The sequence below is a fragment of the Planococcus beijingensis genome, from assembly GCF_016820615.1.
GTDB lineage: Bacteria > Bacillota > Bacilli > Bacillales_A > Planococcaceae > Planococcus > Planococcus notacanthi.
Genome location: NZ_JADHDZ010000001.1, coordinates 935,632 through 954,632, shown reverse-complemented (window position 1 = coordinate 954,632; position 19,001 = coordinate 935,632). Strand labels below are relative to the sequence as shown.

The 19,001-nt window shown below is 46.5% G+C and carries 17 protein-coding genes; 1 reads left to right on the top strand and 16 read right to left on the bottom strand.

The features are described from left to right. Positions 1 to 15: 15 nt before the first annotated feature. Together IRE19_RS04465 and IRE19_RS04460 are read right to left on the bottom strand one after the other, a co-directional pair. Positions 16 to 402, bottom strand: coding sequence for a MerR family transcriptional regulator (locus tag IRE19_RS04465; protein WP_191714166.1), 387 nt, complete (start codon positions 400 to 402; stop codon positions 16 to 18). A gap of 121 nt (positions 403 to 523) precedes the next feature. Continuing rightward, a complete protein-coding gene (locus tag IRE19_RS04460) occupies positions 524 to 1,756 on the bottom strand; it encodes a methionine gamma-lyase family protein (protein WP_203339453.1) in 1,233 nt (410 codons plus the stop codon). Between the two features lie 109 nt (positions 1,757 to 1,865). On the opposite strand from IRE19_RS04460, the gene IRE19_RS04455 reads away from it, so the two are divergent. Continuing rightward, entirely contained in the window at positions 1,866 to 2,471 is a 606-nt protein-coding gene (locus tag IRE19_RS04455; RefSeq protein ID WP_191714164.1) for a trimeric intracellular cation channel family protein, read from the top strand. A 46-nt stretch (positions 2,472 to 2,517) separates the two neighbouring features. Here IRE19_RS04455 and IRE19_RS04450 read toward each other — a convergent pair whose 3' ends face one another. The 14 genes from IRE19_RS04450 to IRE19_RS04385 form a co-directional block, all read right to left on the bottom strand. Next, the gene (locus IRE19_RS04450) at positions 2,518 to 2,817 is read right to left on the bottom strand and encodes a rhodanese-like domain-containing protein (protein ID WP_191714163.1); all 300 of its coding nucleotides are present in this window, start codon (positions 2,815 to 2,817) and stop codon (positions 2,518 to 2,520) included. A 311-nt stretch (positions 2,818 to 3,128) separates the two neighbouring features. Continuing rightward, complete coding sequence (gene hfq / locus IRE19_RS04445) at positions 3,129 to 3,353, bottom strand: RNA chaperone Hfq (protein ID WP_146556690.1); 225 nt, start codon at positions 3,351 to 3,353, stop codon at positions 3,129 to 3,131. Beyond that, a complete protein-coding gene (gene miaA / locus IRE19_RS04440) occupies positions 3,350 to 4,336 on the bottom strand; it encodes a tRNA (adenosine(37)-N6)-dimethylallyltransferase MiaA (RefSeq protein WP_432419930.1) in 987 nt (328 codons plus the stop codon). Before miaA ends, hfq begins: the two co-directional genes overlap by 4 nt. Beyond that, entirely contained in the window at positions 4,314 to 5,234 is a 921-nt protein-coding gene (locus IRE19_RS04435) for an alpha/beta hydrolase (protein WP_203339451.1), read from the bottom strand. Before IRE19_RS04435 ends, miaA begins: the two co-directional genes overlap by 23 nt. Before the next feature lie 73 nt (positions 5,235 to 5,307). After that, a complete protein-coding gene (mutL, locus tag IRE19_RS04430; RefSeq protein ID WP_203339450.1) occupies positions 5,308 to 7,122 on the bottom strand; it encodes a DNA mismatch repair endonuclease MutL in 1,815 nt (604 codons plus the stop codon). A gap of 4 nt (positions 7,123 to 7,126) precedes the next feature. Continuing rightward, positions 7,127 to 9,652, bottom strand: a complete 2,526-nt coding sequence (gene mutS / locus IRE19_RS04425; protein WP_203339449.1) for a DNA mismatch repair protein MutS — start codon at positions 9,650 to 9,652, stop codon at positions 7,127 to 7,129. A gap of 592 nt (positions 9,653 to 10,244) precedes the next feature. Continuing rightward, entirely contained in the window at positions 10,245 to 10,673 is a 429-nt protein-coding gene (locus tag IRE19_RS04420) for a YlbF/YmcA family competence regulator (RefSeq protein WP_191714158.1), read from the bottom strand. Positions 10,674 to 11,061: 388 nt separating this feature from the next. Next, on the bottom strand, positions 11,062 to 11,859 hold the full coding sequence (locus IRE19_RS04415) for a TIGR00282 family metallophosphoesterase (RefSeq protein ID WP_191714157.1): 798 nt from the start codon (positions 11,857 to 11,859) through the stop codon (positions 11,062 to 11,064). A 65-nt stretch (positions 11,860 to 11,924) separates the two neighbouring features. Beyond that, entirely contained in the window at positions 11,925 to 13,484 is a 1,560-nt protein-coding gene (gene rny / locus IRE19_RS04410) for a ribonuclease Y (protein ID WP_191714156.1), read from the bottom strand. Positions 13,485 to 14,082: 598 nt separating this feature from the next. Next, complete coding sequence (gene recA, locus IRE19_RS04405; protein ID WP_191714155.1) at positions 14,083 to 15,144, bottom strand: recombinase RecA; 1,062 nt, start codon at positions 15,142 to 15,144, stop codon at positions 14,083 to 14,085. Positions 15,145 to 15,318: 174 nt separating this feature from the next. Further along, complete coding sequence (locus tag IRE19_RS04400; RefSeq protein WP_203339448.1) at positions 15,319 to 16,572, bottom strand: competence/damage-inducible protein A; 1,254 nt, start codon at positions 16,570 to 16,572, stop codon at positions 15,319 to 15,321. 83 nt (positions 16,573 to 16,655) lie between these two features. Further along, entirely contained in the window at positions 16,656 to 17,234 is a 579-nt protein-coding gene (gene pgsA, locus IRE19_RS04395; RefSeq protein ID WP_191714153.1) for a CDP-diacylglycerol--glycerol-3-phosphate 3-phosphatidyltransferase, read from the bottom strand. Positions 17,235 to 17,281: 47 nt separating this feature from the next. Further along, complete coding sequence (locus IRE19_RS04390; protein WP_349291248.1) at positions 17,282 to 18,160, bottom strand: helix-turn-helix domain-containing protein; 879 nt, start codon at positions 18,158 to 18,160, stop codon at positions 17,282 to 17,284. An 8-nt stretch (positions 18,161 to 18,168) separates the two neighbouring features. Further along, a complete protein-coding gene (locus IRE19_RS04385) occupies positions 18,169 to 18,969 on the bottom strand; it encodes a DUF3388 domain-containing protein (protein ID WP_191714151.1) in 801 nt (266 codons plus the stop codon). Between the last annotated feature and the right edge of the window lie 32 nt (positions 18,970 to 19,001).

The following is a 19,001-nucleotide window of genomic DNA, read 5'->3' as shown; positions in this document are numbered from 1 at the left end:
GTATGTAACCCCATCTCATTTAAAGAAACGGGTTAAATCACTTTGTCTGAAACCGCCTTTTTCAAAAGGGCGGGCTTGGTGCTTCAATTCTTCGCGCAATAGTTTGCGGAGCTCGGCATCGCTTAAGTTTTTCGGTTCTGCCTTTTCGTTTTTAGGGATTTCTTTTGTATCATATAATTTCTTGATGCCTGCAATATTCAGTCCCTGATCCAAATATTCTTTGATTTCGAGAAGTGTATCCACATCATTCAGGGAAAACATACGCTTGTTGCCTTCGGTACGGGCAGGGTTGATCAACTCATGCTCTTCATAATAACGAATTTGCCTAGCGGTCAATTCCGTCAATTGCATAACTATGCTGATTGGAAGAAGCGGCATCGTTCGTCGCACCCGGTTCGTCATAAGTTTCACCCATTTCACATAATTACTACTCTTAAAGTATACATCATGTCAGATTACCTGTCAACAACATGTTATGTTTTCTTACATGAAAATTTCCCGTATGCTCCATACGGGAAATCATTTAAATTAACTTCAATTTTGTTAATGCATCTACTGAATTCAATACGGCAATTTTTACGTGTTCATACGTAAGACCGCCTTGAACGAATGCCGTATAAGGTGGACGAATCGGACCGTCCGCAGTCAGCTCGATACTGGATCCCTGCACAAATGTACCGGCAGCCATGATGACATCGTCCTCATAGCCCGGCATGTAAGCTGGTTCAGGCGCAAACTGCGCATTGACCGGTGAACTCGCCTGAATGGTTTGGCAAAACGCAATCATCTGTTCAGCATTCTGAAACGACACTGATTGAATCAAGTCGGTCCGTTTGTCGCTCCAATGAGGCGTCGTCATCATGCCAGCCTGTTCCAGAAGCGCTGAAGTGAAAATGGCCCCTTTTAACGCTTGCGAAACAATATGCGGTGCCATAAAAAAGCCTTGATACATATCAGGCAGTGCATTAAGAGAAGCACCTGCCTCTCCCCCTATACCCGGAGACGTCATCCGGTAACCGCATTTTTCGATTAAATCCTTTCTTCCTGCGATATAACCGCCGATTTTCGCCAATCCACCTCCTGGATTTTTGATTAACGAGCCCGCGATCAGATCCGCACCCACTTCAATCGGCTCCTGCATCTCCACAAACTCGCCATAGCAATTATCGACAAAAATAACTGCATCCGGTTTTATCTCACGAACCCGGACTATCATCTCTTCAATTTCTTCTATTGTAAATGAAGGGCGTGTATCATATCCTCTGGACCGCTGGATGGCAATGACTTTTGTTTTGTCACCGATTGCATTTTGAGCAGCTTCCCAATCGATTTTATTGCCAGCATCCAGATCTGTATGCTGGTAGCTGATGCCGAAATCCCTCAAAGAACCCGTATCTTTTTCTCCTCCTGAAACGATGGAATCCAAGGTGTCATAGGGTTTTCCTGTAAGGTAAAGCAACTCATCTCCCGGCCGCAAGATACCGAATAATGCAATTGTGATGGCATGAGTGCCAGAGATAATTTGAGGCCGCACGAGTGCCGCTTCCGCTTTAAAGACATCTGCGTAAACGCGTTCCAGCGTATCGCGCCCTTCATCATCGTAGCCATAGCCCGTTGACGGGTTGAAATGGTGATCACTGACACGCTGGTTATGGAAAGCATCCAGCACTTTCTTCTGATTAACGTATGCAATTTCATCAGCCAGTTGAAGCTGTAGTTGGATAGTTTCTTCTATTGTTCTAATCTGTGTATGCATGCAATTCTCCATTCTGTTAAACTTCTCATCTTATTATGAGGCACGACTTGAAATAGCGTCAAATTCTGATACAATTCATAGAGTTGTACGCGAAGGGGGATAAAAGGCTATGGCTTGGGAAGTACTGAGCGCCATTGGAACGATTGCTTTTGCAATTTCCGGGGCCATTATTGCAATGGAAGAAGAATACGATATTTTCGGCGTGTACCTTCTTGGCGTAGTCACTGCCTTTGGAGGCGGTGCCGTCCGGAATTTATTGATTGGCGTGCCGGTTTCGGCGCTGTGGGAACAGGAGTTTATGTTTCAGCTAGCCCTTATCTCTATCACGATTGTGTTTTTATTCCCGCATAAATTGCTTGGCCATTGGAATCGCTGGGGCTATTTCTTTGATGCAATCGGATTGTCGGCGTTCGCCGTACAAGGTGCCATTTATGCGGTCGATTTGGAATTGCCGCTTTTTGCAGTGATCGTTGCAGCAGTCCTGACAGGATCCGGAGGAGGAATCATCCGCGACTTGCTGGCAGGCCGTAAGCCATTGGTTTTAAAAGCGGAAATCTATGCAGTCTGGGCTGCTTTGGCGGGATTGTTTATCAGCTTTAATTTAGTGCAAACTGACCTGATGCTCTATTCTTTGTTTGTGCTGATTACAGCCTTGCGGATTCTCTCTTATACATTCAAATGGAGATTGCCTGCCCGCAAAATCCAAACTTCATGAAAACAGACCACTCGGCTAAATTTCCCGGGCGGTCTGATTTTTTATGTTATGCGATTGTCTCGCCGTTCCAGGCAGTCATGCCGCCTTCGACGTTGATTGTATCGATGTTGTTTGATTCCAAAATACCACATGCCATTTCGCTGCGGCGGCCTGCACGGCACACCATATGATATTCTTTCCCGGCATCCAGTTCCTCGATGCGGTCTGCCACTTCCCCCAGAGGAATGTGCTTAGCTCCAGGAATCATTCCCGCGGCCACTTCGTCCGCTTCGCGAACGTCAATGATGTTCAGTTCTTCTCCAGCTTCTACTCGTTGCTGTAATTCATCTGCTGTGATGGTTTTCATACATACGCCTCCTGAATGTAATTCCTTTTCCACTGAAAATGCTATACCGTCAAAAGCCACCTGTCAACCAGAAAAGCTAAAGCAGCCGTCTAGACCTGACAGGCATAAGGCGCTTTGGCTGTGCAGCATCTTTTCAGCTGCATTGCCGGAGTGACTTATGACCCCGAGGGGCTGGCTGCTGAAGCTGAACATCAAGAAAAGCTGAAACAGCCGTTTAGATTGGACAGGCATAAGCCATTTTGGCAAAGCGACAGAACACTGAAACTAAGCCCAATAAAAAACCGGACTGCAACGGCAGTCCGGAATCTCCCTTACTCTTCGTGTTCGATCGCTACAGCTTTTGCTGGAGAAAACGTTGAGATAGCATGTTTATAGATCAATTGCTGCTTGCCTTCCGTTTCGACCAGCACCGTAAAGTTATCATAGGATTTAATGGTTCCTTTTAATTGGAAGCCGTTGAGTAAAAAGACAGTTACATAAATATTATTTTTACGAAGCTGATTCAGATAGACATCTTGGATATTGATCGGTTTCATGAAAATCCCCCTAATTTTCTACTTGTATTAAATTTTGTTGTCAGTTTATCAATTCGACAGTCTCTGTCATTTTCCTGCATGAAGGCGATTATTTCCTGCAGATTCTTTTCGGGATCTGCCAATGCATCAATCCAGAATATCGGTAATTTGTTCTTGAAATAAGTAAATTGCCTTTTGGCATACTTCCTTGAGTTTTGTTTGAGTTTTCGAACCGCTTCTTCACGGGTAGCCTGCCCGTCCAAATAAGCGTAGATTTCTCTATAACCAATGGCTTGAATGGATTGGACATCCCGTATGCCCCTGTTTCGCAATGACTCAACCTCAGCAATCAGGCCTCGCCCAAGCATCACCTCTACACGCTGATTGATGCGCTCATAAAGGATATCTCTCGAAATATCCAAGCCGATGATCAATTCATTGTACATAGGCGATAAAGCTAACTCCCGGTCACCTTTTTTCTGGCCGCTCATCAGGATTTCAATAGCACGAATAACCCTGCGTGTATTATTGGGATGGATGTCCGAATCTGGGTCAAGTGCCAGCAATTTCCGGTGCATGTTATCAGGACCCAGTTCTTCCAGTTCCTGATGCAGACTGTCTCGAAGTTCCTGGTCCACTGCTTCCTCTGAGAATCGGTAATCAAACAAAACCGCCTGCACGTAAAGTCCAGTGCCGCCAACAATAATCGGCAGCTTGCCGCGCGATTGAATATCTGCAATTTTTTCGCGTACCAGCGTTTGGTATTCAGCAACAGAGAAACTTTCGTCCGGATTTTTAATATCCAGAAGATGGTGAGGAATCCCCTGCATTTCTTCCGGCAAAATCTTCGCCGTCCCTATCGTCATGTCCCGATAGATCTGCATCGAGTCCCCATTAATGACTTCCCCGTCCAATCGCTTAGCCAGTTCGAGGCTCAATGCCGTCTTGCCGGATGCGGTCGGGCCAACGATGGCTATTACATCAATCATTTCCGCACATCCAATCACCGATCAGCTCAAAATGAAAATGGCGATCAATTTCGTTCAACAATTCATGGCGTCCTTGCTCCGCCAGATAAATTTTGACGTTCTTCATGCCTGCTTTATCGAATTGCTTTGCTGAACTGAAAACCCCTTTTCCATTGCCGCCAACAGGATCCATTGCGCCGCTGATCAACAGCACCGGCAAGTCTTTGCGGATGCGGTCAATTTCGGACGGTTTGTTGATGAGGGCCAAGCCTGAGAACAAATCCACATAAAACTGATTGGTCGATTCAAAACCGCACCAAGGATCCGCTTCGTATTTTGCAACCGCTTCTTTATCACTCGATAGCCAAGCACTCGCTGAACCTTCGTCGCCAAAAGGTTTATTGAAACTGCCGAATGTCATTTTACCAAGAGTCTTACTGGGCTGCTGTTTGCCTTGCATTTTTGCAGAGGCCAACGCCACAGCCAACCCCATTTTTCCGGAAGCCCCCGGGTTGCCGCCTGTGCCTGATAAGACGACTCGGCTGATGTCTTCGCTGTACAGCTGCATATAACGCCGGGCCACAAATGACCCCATACTGTGGCCGAATAAAATAAGCGGCAAGTTGCCGGTTGCCTGCTGGACTTCACTGATGACTGAGCGGGCATCTTCAACGACTTCGTTAAAACCGTCATGATCTGCAAAATAGCCTTGCACACCGTTGCGTTCCGCAGTTTTCCCATGGCCGCGCTGATCATGGCCGGAAACAATAAACCCCCGCGATGCCAAATACTCAGCAAACTCTTCATAGCGGGCAATATGTTCTGCCATTCCATGAATGATATGGACATGTCCGATTGGGTTTGGCGGTTCATAGCATACATAATAAAGTTCGTGTCCATCAGACACATGCATATAATCTTTGCGTACCTGCATTCTCCACACCCTTCCTCACTGAGTCATATCACCTATTCTTTATACTTACCCAAAACTCTCCAAACTGAGACACCTAATTCATGACTCGCTTGAACATTTTTTCAACATCATAGGTTTTGAAATGAATGATTACAGGACGTCCATGCGGACAAGTAAACGGCTGTTCCGCTTGCTTTAAATCCGCCAACAGCCGCTCCATGTCATGCTTCTGCAAAAAATGATTCGCTTTGATCGACCGCTTGCAGCTCATCATGATGGCTGCGTCTTCACGCAACTTTTTAACATCGACTTTGCGTTCTGTCAGGACCTGTTCAATTAAGTCTTCGATGACTTCCTGTTCGAAGCCTTTCGGGAACCAGGTCGGGTATTCACGCACAATGAATGACGTATCGCCAAACTCCTCGAGAAACACCCCGCTGTCTGCCAGCACATTCAAATTATCCTTTAACCGCAAAGCTTCATCGCGGCTGTAATGGAACGTCAACGGCAAGAGCAGTGATTGGCGCTCATTGCTGTCGATATCGCCCACTTTTTCGCGAAAATATTCGTATTTGATGCGCTCCTGTGCCGCGTGTTGATCAATGAGATAAAATCCGTCATTGCTTTGCGCCACAATATAAGTGCCGTGGATCTGCCCCACTACTTCCAGCTCAGGGAATTGCGGGCTGTCATCTTCTTCACGTTCCGGCAATGGCTGCAGCACTTCCTTGACCGGTGCGGCTTCCTCGGATTGCCGGCGAACCGGCTCCACTTCTTTTTCAATCGGCAGTTCGCTCCAGTCCTCCGCGGCCCTCTCAGGCAAAGGCTGCTTCGGCTCCTGGACTGTAAAGGAACTTTTCCACAGATCCAGTTGTTTGGTCGGCGCCTGCTTTACTGGTTTTGGTTTATCGATGACGGGTGCACGAACGACCGTACTGATCGTCCGGCGGATCGTTTCATGAATCAATTCCATCAATTCTTTTTCTTTGCTTAACCGAATCTGCAGTTTCGCCGGATGGACATTGACATCTGTCAAATAAGGATCGCCTTCAATATTCATCACCACAATCGGCTGCCGCTCAAGCGGCAAAAAGGTATGATAAGCGCGGTGTACCGTATTAGTGATCGCGTAATGTTTTACCCAACGGCCATTGACGAACAACGAAATATAGTTTTTATTGGCACGGGTGATTTCGGGTAGTGACGCGTAACCTGATATCTTATAATCATGCGATTGACCCTCAAAGGGCACCATTTTCTTGGCGATGACCACTCCGTAGATATCTGCCAGTACACGCTTAATTTCTCCGCTGCCGGCTGTTTGCAGAATGGTTCTGCCGTCATGGGTCAATTTGAAGGCGATGGCGGGATAACTCAATGCAAACCGGTTCAGCAAGTCGATGGTATGGCCCAGTTCCGTTTGCAGCGTCTTCATGTATTTCAAGCGCGCCGGCGTATTAAAGAACAGTTGATCGATTTTAATGTCGGTTCCTTTTCTCAAAGAACCGGCACGATGCTCTGTCAGGCGTCCGCCTTCCATTTGTACAAACGTCCCACTTGTTCCATTGGATGTGTGCAAAGTCACTTTGGAGACCGAGGCGATACTGGCCAGCGCCTCTCCGCGGAATCCAAGCGTGCGGATCCGGAACAAATCATGTTCATTGGCAATTTTACTGGTAGCGTGGCGGGAGAACGACAACAATGCATCGTCGGCATCCATCCCCACACCATTGTCGATAATCTGGATGGACGTCAGTCCGGCTTCGATCAGCAGCACTTCAATTGCTGTACTGCCGGCATCGATGGCATTTTCCACCAATTCCTTAACGACCGAAGTCGGGCGTTCGACCACTTCACCAGCGGCTATTTTATTGGATAAAGGTTCGTCCATCAATCGAATGACGCCCATGATTTCACTCCTTATTAATCAGTTTTTGCTGCAATTCGTTAATGAGTTGCAACGCTTCAAGCGGTGTCATCGCGGCAATTTGCACATCCGTGATGGTCTGAAGGATTTCATCTTTTTCGGTATCCATCTCATCAAAGAAGGATAACTGTTCAATGTTTTTTGGCTGTTGCTTTTTATCTTGTTCAAATGTTTTCAGCAGCTCGCGTGCGCGTGCCAATATCGGTTCCGGCAAGTTCGCAAGCTCCGCGACATGGATTCCGTAACTCTTATCCGCCGGGCCTTTTTTCACTTTGTGGAGAAACACCACTTTGCCCGATTGTTCCATTGCCGCCACGTGGACATTGTGAAGCTTATCAAGCGTACCTTCCAACGCCGTCAGCTCATGGTAATGCGTGGAAAACAGCGTATTAGCCCCGATTTCACGGTGGATGTATTCGATCATCGATTGTGCCAGTGCCATGCCATCGTAGGTCGAGGTGCCTCGGCCGATTTCATCAAACAGCAGCAAGCTATTTTTGGTCGCGTGGGTGATGGCATATTGCGATTCCAGCATTTCAACCATGAATGTACTTTGTCCGGACACCAAGTCATCAGCTGCCCCGATGCGCGTGAAGATTTGGTCGACGATCGGCAGATTTGCAGATTCAGCCGGTACATAACTGCCGATCTGGGCCAAAACAATCGTCAGTGCCACTTGCCGCATATACGTACTTTTACCCGACATGTTCGGTCCGGTGATCAACAACATGTTTTGGCCTTCTGCGAGCACGCAATCGTTCGGCACATAATGCTGCTTGTTGAGCATTTTTTCCACAACCGGATGCCGTCCTTCGATGATGGAAATTTCATTGGCATCGTTAAAATCAGGTTTAACAAAACGATATTTTTCCGCTACATTGGCGAAACTCAGGAAGACATCCAGCCCGCTCAAGGAGGAAGCCAATCGCTGAATACGAGAAATGTATTGTTTGACTTCATCCCTGATCGCTACGAATAAATCATATTCAAGTGACAGACTTTCTTCTTCAGCTGTCAAAATCAACGCTTCTTTTTCTTTCAGTTCAGGCGTTGTATAGCGTTCAGCGTTCGCCAGCGTCTGTTTGCGGTCATAACGCTCCAAATCCGCCAAATGCATATTCGCTTTGGACATTTCAATGTAATAGCCGAATATGCGGTTGTACCCGATTTTCAGGGATTTGACGCCTGTCAGTTTACGTTCCTTCTGTTCTAGTTCTGCAATCCAGTCTTTGCCGTTGCGTGAAGCATCCCGGTATTCATCCAGTTGCTGATTAAAGCCATCACGGATGACGCCGCCTTCTTTTGAAGACAAGGGTGGATTTTCACTGATGGCCTGCAGCAATTCACAGACCTCGATGCAGCGATCCAGTTTTTCACTGAACTCCACCAATGCCGGATTTCCCGAATTGGCCAATTCTTCAATCAGCACCGGCACTTTCTCAAGCGAGCTCCGAAGTTGCGCCAAATCGCGCCCACTGGCGCTCCCAAAGGCGATACGGCCGGATAGGCGTTCCAAGTCATAGACTTCCTTCAACAGCCCCTGAAGCTCTACACGCACGAAATATTGATCGATCAATGCGGCCACCATGTGCTGGCGTTCTTCAATCATCCGTTTATTCGCTAAAGGCTGGTGCAGCCACTGCTTTAATTTTCGGCTGCCCATCGCTGTAACGGTTTCATCCAAGAGCCACAACAAAGTGCCTTTTGTTTCACCTCCACGGATCGACTGCAGCAACTCCAGATTGCGCTTCGAGTGGAAATCGATGCTCAATAATTGATTGTTCTCTTTGTAGGCAAACGCTTGAATGTGATCAAGTGATTGCTTTTGAGTCCGCGCAATATACGCCAGAAGACGGTGGCAGCTCATCTGCAGGTCATTCGGACAGTTAGCCACAAGCGAAGGGCTTAACGGAGCCGCTTCTTCCATCGTTTCGATAGACAGCACCAGGTCCTGCTCTTCTTCGGTCAATAAGACAAATAACTGCTCGGAAACCACCAATTCACGGATGTTCAACGATTGAAGTTCCTGAAGAAGGGCTTTTTCCGTCCCCATTATGTATGTAGCTGTAGCTTCGCCTGTACTGATATCAACATACGATAGCCCGAAGCCATCCGATAACTCGTCAGCAGCTGCAAGGAATACATTCGATTTGGAATCGACGCTTTTCCCTTCTGTATGCGTACCTGGGGTAACAAGGCGCACCACTTCACGCTTGACCACTCCTTTGGCCGTTTTCGGATCTTCCACTTGTTCACAGATGGCCACTTTATGGCCTTTCAGTATTAATTGATCGATGTAATTCTTCGCTGCATGATGGGGAACGCCGCACATGGGAATTCGGTCATCTCCAGTGCCTCCGCGGCTCGTCAGCGTAATTTCCAAAATCTGCGATGCGTTGATGGCATCATCATAGAACAACTCATAGAAATCGCCCATACGGAAAAATAAAAACGCATCCAGGTATTCGGACTTTATTTGAAAATATTGTTGCATCATTGGTGTCGGTGCCATTTTAAAACCTCTTTCAAATCGATTCGTCGTTTCTCTATTATACCAAAATTCAAAGGGGAAAAGAAAAAACTGAAAGAGCTTTGGCTCTTTCAGTTTAATGCTGATGGAAAAAGTTATAAGTCAGTGTTGGTATTCAACACACAGCCGTTTCCGCTTTTCTTTGTCCAGCTCCAGCGATCAGCCCCTCGGGGTCATAAGCCAACTCAGCTGCGTGGCAAAGTGCGCCACTCTGCTGGCCTGTCTTGTGCCTGTCGGAGGTCCACAGGATGTGGATCAGGTAACCGTTGCGACAGGACGTCGCGTACTTAGGTTACCTTCCTTAAATGATCGTTTCCGCTTTTCTTTTTGTCCAGCTCCAACGGCCAGCTCCTCGGGTCATAAGTCCCTCTGGCTATGCGGCTGAAAAAACGCCACTTCGCCAAATCGTCTTATGCCTGTCGGAGCTGAACGGCCGTTTCCGCTTTTCTCTTGTCCAGCTCCAGCGATCAGCCCCTCGGGGTCATAAGTCCCTCTGGCAATGCGGCAGAAGAGATGCCGCACAGCCAAAGTGCCTTATGCCTGTCAGGACTACACGATCGCTTCCGCTTTTCTTTTAATCGCAGCTTCCTGGTGTGTCGTTGCGGACTTTTGATCCAGTTTCGCCACGCAACAAGTCGCCACCTGTTTCTGTGATGATGTTGTTTGTCACTTGGTTAGCGATGGCTGTTGAGACCATCTGCAATAAAGAGTTGACGTCACTTTGCGATTGTTTGAATTCCTGGACAATCGGCACAGCGTCGATTTCTTCTTCGATTTTAGTGATTTTGCCTTCAATCAAAGTCAATGCGCGTTCTTTACCGTATGCTTGGAAGTTGACTGCTTGTTTCTGCAAGCTCTTCAAGCTGGCGATTTTTTCGCGGATTTGTTGGTTCTCGTTAATTTGTGCTTCCGCGCGTTTAAAGAAATCCACTTCTTCTGTTGCTGCGATCATATCTGCTACTTCACGTGCTTTGTCGATGATTTCCTGCTTTGTATACGTCATTTATAGACACCCACTTCTTGGTCTGATACGACTTCCATAAGTTCACCGTTCAATGACCATGTTTTAGTTTTAGTAATTCTTGATGCGCCATGCAGTGCGGACGTGAATAGTTGCATACTGCATTCTTCACTATTGCCACTGAATCTGATTGTACAGGTAAATGGATATGGCAGACAAGATTTCCGCCTTATACAAGCAATGCCTTCAATTATTCGCTGAAAGTTTTAGTCGCACGATGAAAAGAAGACAATGCATGGACAAGTTGAAAGTATTGCCTTGACTTCTATTGCATAAAAACTTTCATTCGATACCTTATTATACTGAAAATCACGCATGTTCTACAAGGCGTCTGCTCGAATTGTCGGTGTTTCGTCAAGAAGCTGCAGATTTAGCCTTGGAACGGATAATCTTCATTGATATATACACGTTCAAATGATTTTGCCTTGCCCGATTGGTCGTCCACTTCCGTAAAGAATCCGCTGACCACTGACCGGCCGCGTTTCGGCACTTCAAAACGCGTCGGCATATTGGTTTTGAAACGGTAAAGTACGGCATCTTTATTCATGCCGAGTATTTCATCATATGGACCTGTCATCCCGACATCCGAGATATACGCTGTGCCATTTGGCAAAATACGTGCATCGGCAGTCTGAACATGCGTATGGGTTCCCACTACAACGGAGGCACGGCCATCTAAATGCCAGCCCATGGCGATTTTTTCACTGGTTGCTTCTGCATGGAAGTCCACAAACACTAACGGAGAAATTGCTTTGGCTTCCTCTATCAGCTCGTCTGCTTTTTGGAAGGGATCTTCATGCGGCGGCAGGAAGACGCGGCCATGCAAGTTGATGACAGACAAAGTCTGGCCATTTTTCGTCACAGTCGCCATGCCACGGCCAGGTGCTTCGTCCGAAAAATTGGCGGGACGGATCAAGTAATCCACTTCATCAATAAAATCAAAAATCTCTTTCTGGTCCCATGTATGGTTGCCCATCGTCACCATGTCCACTCCCATGAACAGTAAATCCTGATAGATAGCTTTAGTGATGCCGCGGCCTGCTGCGGCGTTCTCGCCATTGGCGATGATGACATCCGGCGAATACTTTCTTTTCAATCTCGGCAAATATGACTCCAATGCATCTCTTCCGATTGATCCTACAATATCTCCAATAAATAAAATTTTCACAAACTCACCTTTTTCCATAAGAAAAAGGCTTCTTTGAATAGACATTCATCGAAGCCTCACCCTTATTATTTTGCGTATTCAACTGCTCTGGTTTCTCTGATGACCGTCACTTTGATATGACCTGGATAATCCAGCTCTTCTTCAATCCGTTTCCGGATATCACGGGCCAGACGATGCGCCGTCATGTCATCGATCTGTTCAGGGCGAACCATTATGCGAATTTCGCGTCCCGCTTGAATGGCGAATGATTTCTCAACACCTTCATACGATTCGGAAATTTCTTCAAGCTTCTCTAAGCGGCGGATGTAATTTTCCAGTGTTTCGCTTCGTGCACCTGGACGAGCGGCAGACAATGCATCTGCTGCTGCAACGATGACCGAAATGATTGAAGTCGCTTCGGTGTCGCCATGGTGAGAGGCAATACTGTTAATGACAACCGGATGTTCCTTGTACTTGGTTCCAAGTTCCACACCGATTTCCACGTGGCTTCCTTCCACTTCATGATCAATCGCTTTACCGATATCATGCAGAAGGCCAGCACGTCTGGCAAGTGTAACATCTTCTCCAAGTTCTGCTGCCATCAAGCCTGACAGGAATGCAACTTCCACAGAATGCTTCAGTACATTTTGTCCGTAACTTGTGCGGTAGCGAAGGCGCCCAAGAATTTTGATCAAGTCAGGATGCAGGTTATGTACACCTACGTCAAATGTGGTTTGTTCACCAATTTCACGAATTTGTTCATCCACTTCGCGTCTTGACTTCTCGACCATTTCTTCGATGCGTGCAGGATGGATACGGCCATCTGATACAAGTTTTTCAAGTGCCAATCGCGCCGTTTCACGGCGGATCGGGTCGAATCCTGATAGAATAACCGCTTCCGGCGTATCATCGATGATTAAATCGATTCCTGTTAAGGTTTCAAGCGTACGGATATTACGTCCTTCACGCCCGATGATACGACCTTTCATTTCATCATTCGGCAAGTTGACTACCGATACGGTAGTTTCTGCTACATGGTCTGCTGCGAAACGCTGCATCGCCAATGACAAAATGTTTTTCGCTTTTTTGTCCGATTCTTCTTTGGCGCGGGCTTCCGATTCTTTCATCATTACAGCAATATCAGTTGAAAGTTCTTTTTCAACGTCCTGCAAGATGATTGATTTCGCTTCTTCGCGTGTCAAAGATGAAATGCGTTCCATTTCGGACTGCTGCTGTCGGACTAACTCCTCAGCTTTGCTTTCCATCTGTTCAATATGCTGTTGTTTTTCTGCGAGCGCTTCGTCTTTGCGTTCCAGACTCGCTTCTCTTTTGTTTAAAGCATCATCCTTGCGATCTAAATTTTCTTCTCTCTGCAACAACCGATTCTCTTGTCTTTGTAACTCAGATCGGCGTTCCCGAATTTCAGATTCTGTTTCAGTACGCAATTTATGATTTTCGTCTTTCGCTTCCAATAAGGCTTCTTTTTTCAGCGCTTCAGCTTCTCGTTTTGCATCTTCGACTATTTGCTCCGCAGAGTTTTTAGCGCCTGCAATATTGGAATCGTTAGCTTTTTTCAATGCAAAATATCCAACAACCACACCGACGATGATACCAAGCAAAGCGAAGATGAACTCGTTAATACCCATTCGGACACCTCCTCTTGCTATTGATTTTTTTCAGTTTAAAAGATGAATAAGTAAAAATTTTTTCAACTGCAACTATTTAAGAATTAGTAAATTATACAATTTTAATTGTATAGATGGACTTATGTCGTGTCAACCAAGAAAAGCGCAAGCGATCGTCTAGCCCTGACAGGCATAAGGCACTTTGGCTGTGCGGCGTCTCTTCAGCCGCATGGACAGAGGGACTTATGACCCCGAGGGGCTGATCGCTGGAGCTGGACTAGAGAAAAGCGCAAGCGATCGTCTGGCCCTGACAGGCATAAGGCACTTTGGCTGTGCGGCGTCTCTTCAGCCGCATGGACAGAGGGACTTATGACCCCGAGGGGCTGATCGCTGGAGCTGGACTAGAGAAAAGCGCAAGCGATCATATAAGGGAAGTAGCCTAAGTATGAGACTTCCTGTATCACCAGTTACCTGATTCAGAGTCTGTGGAATTCTGATAGACATCAGACAAACGCTTTCCTGGTTCTTATACAAATCGAACCTAATAATTCATTCCTGAAATCGCAGAAAAGCCGCTTAGCATGTGCTTGGCGGCTTTTCCCTGCTTATTCAAGTGATTTTATTCGTCGTCTTCATCCAGTAAAAGGTTGAAATCTTCTGGGTCTTCTTTATTGCCGGCAATTGTGTAGGATGCTGCCGCCATACCGTAAGACTCACGGATTTTCCCAGAAATTTCATTGCGGACTTCAGGGTTATTCAACAAGAACTGTTTAACATTTTCACGGCCTTGGCCAATGCGTTCGTCGTTGTATGAATACCATGAACCGCTCTTCTGGATAATCTCCAATTCTGAACCGATATCAACGATTTCACCTTCACGAGAAATCCCTTTTCCGTACATGATATCAACTTCAGCTGTACGGAATGGTGGTGCAACCTTGTTTTTCACAATCTTGATCTTCGTTCTGTTACCGATGATTTCAGTACCTGATTTCAAGGCTTCTGCACGGCGCACTTCCAAGCGTACGGAAGAATAGAATTTCAACGCACGGCCACCAGGAGTCGTTTCCGGGTTACCGAACATAACGCCGATTTTTTCACGGATTTGGTTGATGAAAATCACAATCGTGTTCGATTTGTTGATGACGCCAGAAAGTTTGCGTAGAGCTTGAGACATTAAACGCGCTTGCAATCCCATATGAGAATCGCCCATCTCGCCTTCGATTTCCGCTTTTGGCACCAATGCTGCTACCGAGTCGACAACTACGATATCAACTGCTCCACTACGGACAAGCGCTTCTGCGATTTCCAATGCCTGCTCGCCAGTATCCGGCTGAGACAATAGCAATTCATCGATATTAACGCCAAGGTTTTTTGCGTAAACCGGATCCAATGCGTGTTCCGCATCGATAAATGCTGCTGTTCCGCCGGTTGCCTGCACTTCTGCAATCGCATGAAGCGAGACAGTCGTTTTACCTGAACTTTCAGGACCATATATCTCAATCACACGTCCGCGCGGATATCCGCCTATTCCCAACGCTGTATCCAATGCCAAAGATCCACTGGAAACTGATGAGATATTACGGTCGGTTTTTTCCCCCAATTTCATGACAGAACCTTTACCGAATTGCTTTTCTATTTGTTTTAACGCCATGTCTAACGCTGCTTTACGATCGCTCAAAAGAAATCCTCCTCTAAATGAAAACCTAATTTTCTACCTGTTTCTAGTATACTAGCTTATTGAGAAATACACAAGAAAAAAGCGAACGTTTATTCGCTTTATTTATTTAAAAGCGAAATTTAAACGCCTTATAAAGTGCAATTCCCATTTATGGGCAGAAAAAAACACGCAAAATTAAATTTTGCGTGCATCTTCATTGGTTAACGTTCGAATCACATAATGCAGCGCCAGTTTAACAGCCCGCAAGCGGTTTGTATTCCGCATGCCAGATAACTGGAGCCGGAAAGACTGCGAACCCTTTTCTGTAGCGATGCCGATCCAAACCGTACCTGCCGGCTGATCGCCATGGGCATCGGGACCTGCTGCGCCTGTCAGTGAAACGCTGATATCAGTCTTAAATTTGCTGCGCACAGCTTCAGCCATCGCTAGCGCTGTCTGTTCACTGACCACACCGTGTTCAGCAAGAAGCTCAGAAGACAGGCCAAGCTGTTGTATTTTCATTTCCTCATTATAAGTGATGACACCGCCTGCAAGCACAGCGCTTGCTCCTGCGACCGATGCTAATTCAGACTGAAAAAGACCCGCGGTTAAACTTTCAGCGGCGGAAATCGTTCTTCCCTGCCCTTTCAAAAGTTCCACCGTCTTTGAAGCCAGCGAATCGTCGTCATAGCCGTAGAGATAGTCACCCACCAAATCCAATATTTCGTTCTTGGTGCTATTGATCAATTGCCATGCTTCTTCAACCGTATTGGTTTTGGCCGTAATGCGAAGAGTCACTTCCCCATCTGCAGCCAAAGGCGCAATGGTCGGATTCGACTGTTTATCTAAAATGTGCTGCAGCCGGTCTTCAAGTTCAGCTTCGCCAATGCCATAAAAACGCAGAACATGCGACAAAATGACATCCGCCTTATTCAGCAGTCTGGCCAGCTTCGGTTTTGCTTCGAACTGGAACATGGGCTCCATTTCTTTTGGTGGTCCGGGTAGCAGAATATAGACGCGTCCGTCTTTTTCGTACATCATGCCCGGCGCCATTCCGTTATGGTTGACGAGCACATCGCTATCTTTCAATACCAGCGCCTGCTTTTTATTGTTCTCGGTCATGGGTCTGCCTGCTCGCTGAAAAAAAGCAACGATGGAGTCCAATGCTTCCTGGTTCATTTCGAGCGTCGTGTCCAAGTGTCGGGCGATCGACTCTTTCGTCAAATCATCTTTAGTCGGTCCCAGCCCTCCAGTGAACAAGATCAAATCAGCGCGGCTTTCTGCAATTTTAATTGCATCTTCCAAACGGTCTGAGTTGTCTCCCACCACGGTATGATAATAAACATTGATGCCCAGTTCCGCTAAATGATTAGACAGGAAACGGGCATTTGTATTGGTGATCTGGCCTAATAATAATTCTGAACCTACCGCAATAATTTCAGCGTTCATCTGTTCAATCCCCTTTGCATGCGTTTATCCTGCAGTTAAAGCCAGTGAAGAAAAACAACTCCACTGCCTACAATTTTTTTGAGTTATTTTGAAGCCATCAATGCGCGGCGGTTGGCATAGAAATAATCCCAGCCCGACCACACCGTGAAGATCAAAGCAATATAGAGCATAATTTCACCGAACGGCAAGCCAACCAATGTGAAAATAGTATTATGCAGCAACAAGGCCGCAATCGCCAAGATTTGCGCGGTTGTCTTGATTTTCCCCAGGCTGCCAGCAGCGACCACTTCGCCTTCTCCAGCAAGCACCAATCGGAGGCCCGTCACTGCAAATTCACGGCTGATGATGATGATGACAATCCATGATGCGGCAAAGCCCAGTTCTACAAGAATGATCAATGCAGCTGAAACCAATAGTTTGTCGGCCAACGGATCCAAAAACTTCCCGAAAGTCGTGACGAGGTTATATTTACGGGCATAATAGCCGTCCACCCAATCCGTCAATGAAGCAAAGATAAAAATAAGTCCTCCTACAAAATGAGTGACGGGCATTTCAGCTCCGAAAAGCGTTATGTTTCCCCAGTCGAAACCTGCTAGCATGACCACCATAAATACTGGAATCAATAAAATCCTCGAAATGGTGATCTGATTTGGTATGTTCATATTGTTTCTCCTTTCAAACTGTCAAGAAAAATAGCCATCCAAGATGGCTATTCGGCGTTCATAAATTGAATAACGATATTTTGGGGTTGAATGTTTTGGGAATACTCAATCGGTTCACCATTGAGCGTCAAGGTAATATTTGAATAATCGCCAATACGCAAACGAACGCTTTCCACTTCTGATAAATCGATTTTTTCTGTTTCCTCAGCTTGCATGACACGGGCTTCAGAAGTCAATTCCTGCTGATTTTCATCAGTAACTGCAATCCACGACGGGCCGCTTGCCGTTATTTCCAACTCACGTTCAGCGGGCCCCTGCCACGAGTAAGTCGTTGTTTCCCCTTGCGTTCCTTCAACAGTCAATACTGCTTCCGGCTCTTCAGGTTCTGCAGCAGGCTCGTCGGCGGGCTCTTCCTCAATAGGTTCTTCCGTCTCCTCCGGCACAGCAGGAGCCGGAGTCTCATAAGGAACACCGTTGCCCTCCTCCACAGGCGTACCCGTAGAATCCCTGTTTGTTGATGCGCTGTAAAAATACCAGGCAACCGCAAGGATCAGGACTATAAACAGCGCCACTAACACTTTAGGGATAAATTCGGCATATGCTTCATTGGGCGCTGTCCTTGTGACTGAGCGGCTTCTGGAAGAAAAGGTATTTGGCATTTGTGGTTGAGCAGCAGGTTGATCGGCCGGCATTTCCAATTTATGCTGCTCGAGCAATTCTTCCCCGTTCAGCCCAACAGCTGCAGCATATTGCCTGATAAACGCACGTATATAGAAAGCGCCAGGCATCATACTATGGTTGCCGTCTTCTATACCAGCCAAATAACGTTTTTGTATTTTGGTCAAATCCTGCAGGTCTTCCAAACTATACCCTTTGGCGATTCTGGCCTCTTTAAGCCGCGTACCCAATTCACTCAATACAATCACCTGCCTACTTAGAAGTTGAATCCGTCACCAAACATATCGCCTTGTGATTTTTCGTTCATAAAAGTGTTTTTTTCCAACACTTCATAGGTGATTTTTTCTTCTGGATGATGGCGCAATTCGATAATATAATCAAAATCTTCAATGCTGTAATCTGATTGCTCAACAAACTTATCCGGATGCTCCACTACTTTAATGGTGGGCATACGCATCATTTCACGCACCAATTGCATATGGCGTTCATCGGATGAACGGCGAGTGACAATGCCATCCAAGATAAATATATTATTGGCGTTGTGTTCGTCGCCCATCAATTGATTGCGGACGGTTTGCTTGATCATTGTGGAAGATAAAAATATCCATTTTTTATTGGCGCTGACACTGGCTGCGACAATCGACTCGGTTTTTCCGACTCGTGGCATCCCTCTTAACCCCACCAACTTATGGCCTTCCTGCTTGAAGATTTCAGCCATAAAATCAACCAGCAGACCCAATTCATCACGCACAAAGCGGAAGGTTTTCCGATCATCCGCGTCACGCTGGATATAACGCCCATGGCGCACTGCCAGGATGTCACGCAGCTTCGGTTCGCGGAATTTCGTCACTTTGATAGTTTCGATGGTCGACAGTATCTGTTCAAAGCGCTCCAGCTGAACATCATGCTCAGCACGCAGCAGCATTCCACGCCGGCCTTGGTCGACACCATTGATGGTTACGATATTGACGCGCAGCATTCCCAGAAGAGAAGCGATATCGCCAAGCAGACCAGGACGGTTCACTTGAATTTCGTATTCAAAATACCATTCTTTCATGCAATACCAGACCTTTCTCTACAGGAATCTCT

Coding starts and splice junctions, on each gene's coding strand:
- pgsA (WP_191714153.1), bottom strand. CDS start 17,234: ATGAACATACCAAATCAGATCACCATTTCGAGGATTTTATTGATTCCA.
- IRE19_RS04455 (WP_191714164.1), top strand. CDS start 1,866: ATGGCTTGGGAAGTACTGAGCGCCATTGGAACGATTGCTTTTGCAATT.
- mutL (WP_203339450.1), bottom strand. CDS start 7,122: ATGGGCGTCATTCGATTGATGGACGAACCTTTATCCAATAAAATAGCC.
- mutS (WP_203339449.1), bottom strand. CDS start 9,652: ATGGCACCGACACCAATGATGCAACAATATTTTCAAATAAAGTCCGAA.
- IRE19_RS04385 (WP_191714151.1), bottom strand. CDS start 18,969: ATGAAAGAATGGTATTTTGAATACGAAATTCAAGTGAACCGTCCTGGT.
- IRE19_RS04460 (WP_203339453.1), bottom strand. CDS start 1,756: ATGCATACACAGATTAGAACAATAGAAGAAACTATCCAACTACAGCTT.
- IRE19_RS04450 (WP_191714163.1), bottom strand. CDS start 2,817: ATGAAAACCATCACAGCAGATGAATTACAGCAACGAGTAGAAGCTGGA.
- IRE19_RS04465 (WP_191714166.1), bottom strand. CDS start 402: ATGACGAACCGGGTGCGACGAACGATGCCGCTTCTTCCAATCAGCATA.
- rny (WP_191714156.1), bottom strand. CDS start 13,484: ATGGGTATTAACGAGTTCATCTTCGCTTTGCTTGGTATCATCGTCGGT.
- hfq (WP_146556690.1), bottom strand. CDS start 3,353: ATGAAACCGATCAATATCCAAGATGTCTATCTGAATCAGCTTCGTAAA.
- IRE19_RS04435 (WP_203339451.1), bottom strand. CDS start 5,234: ATGCAGGTACGCAAAGATTATATGCATGTGTCTGATGGACACGAACTT.
- IRE19_RS04420 (WP_191714158.1), bottom strand. CDS start 10,673: ATGACGTATACAAAGCAGGAAATCATCGACAAAGCACGTGAAGTAGCA.
- IRE19_RS04400 (WP_203339448.1), bottom strand. CDS start 16,572: ATGAACGCTGAAATTATTGCGGTAGGTTCAGAATTATTATTAGGCCAG.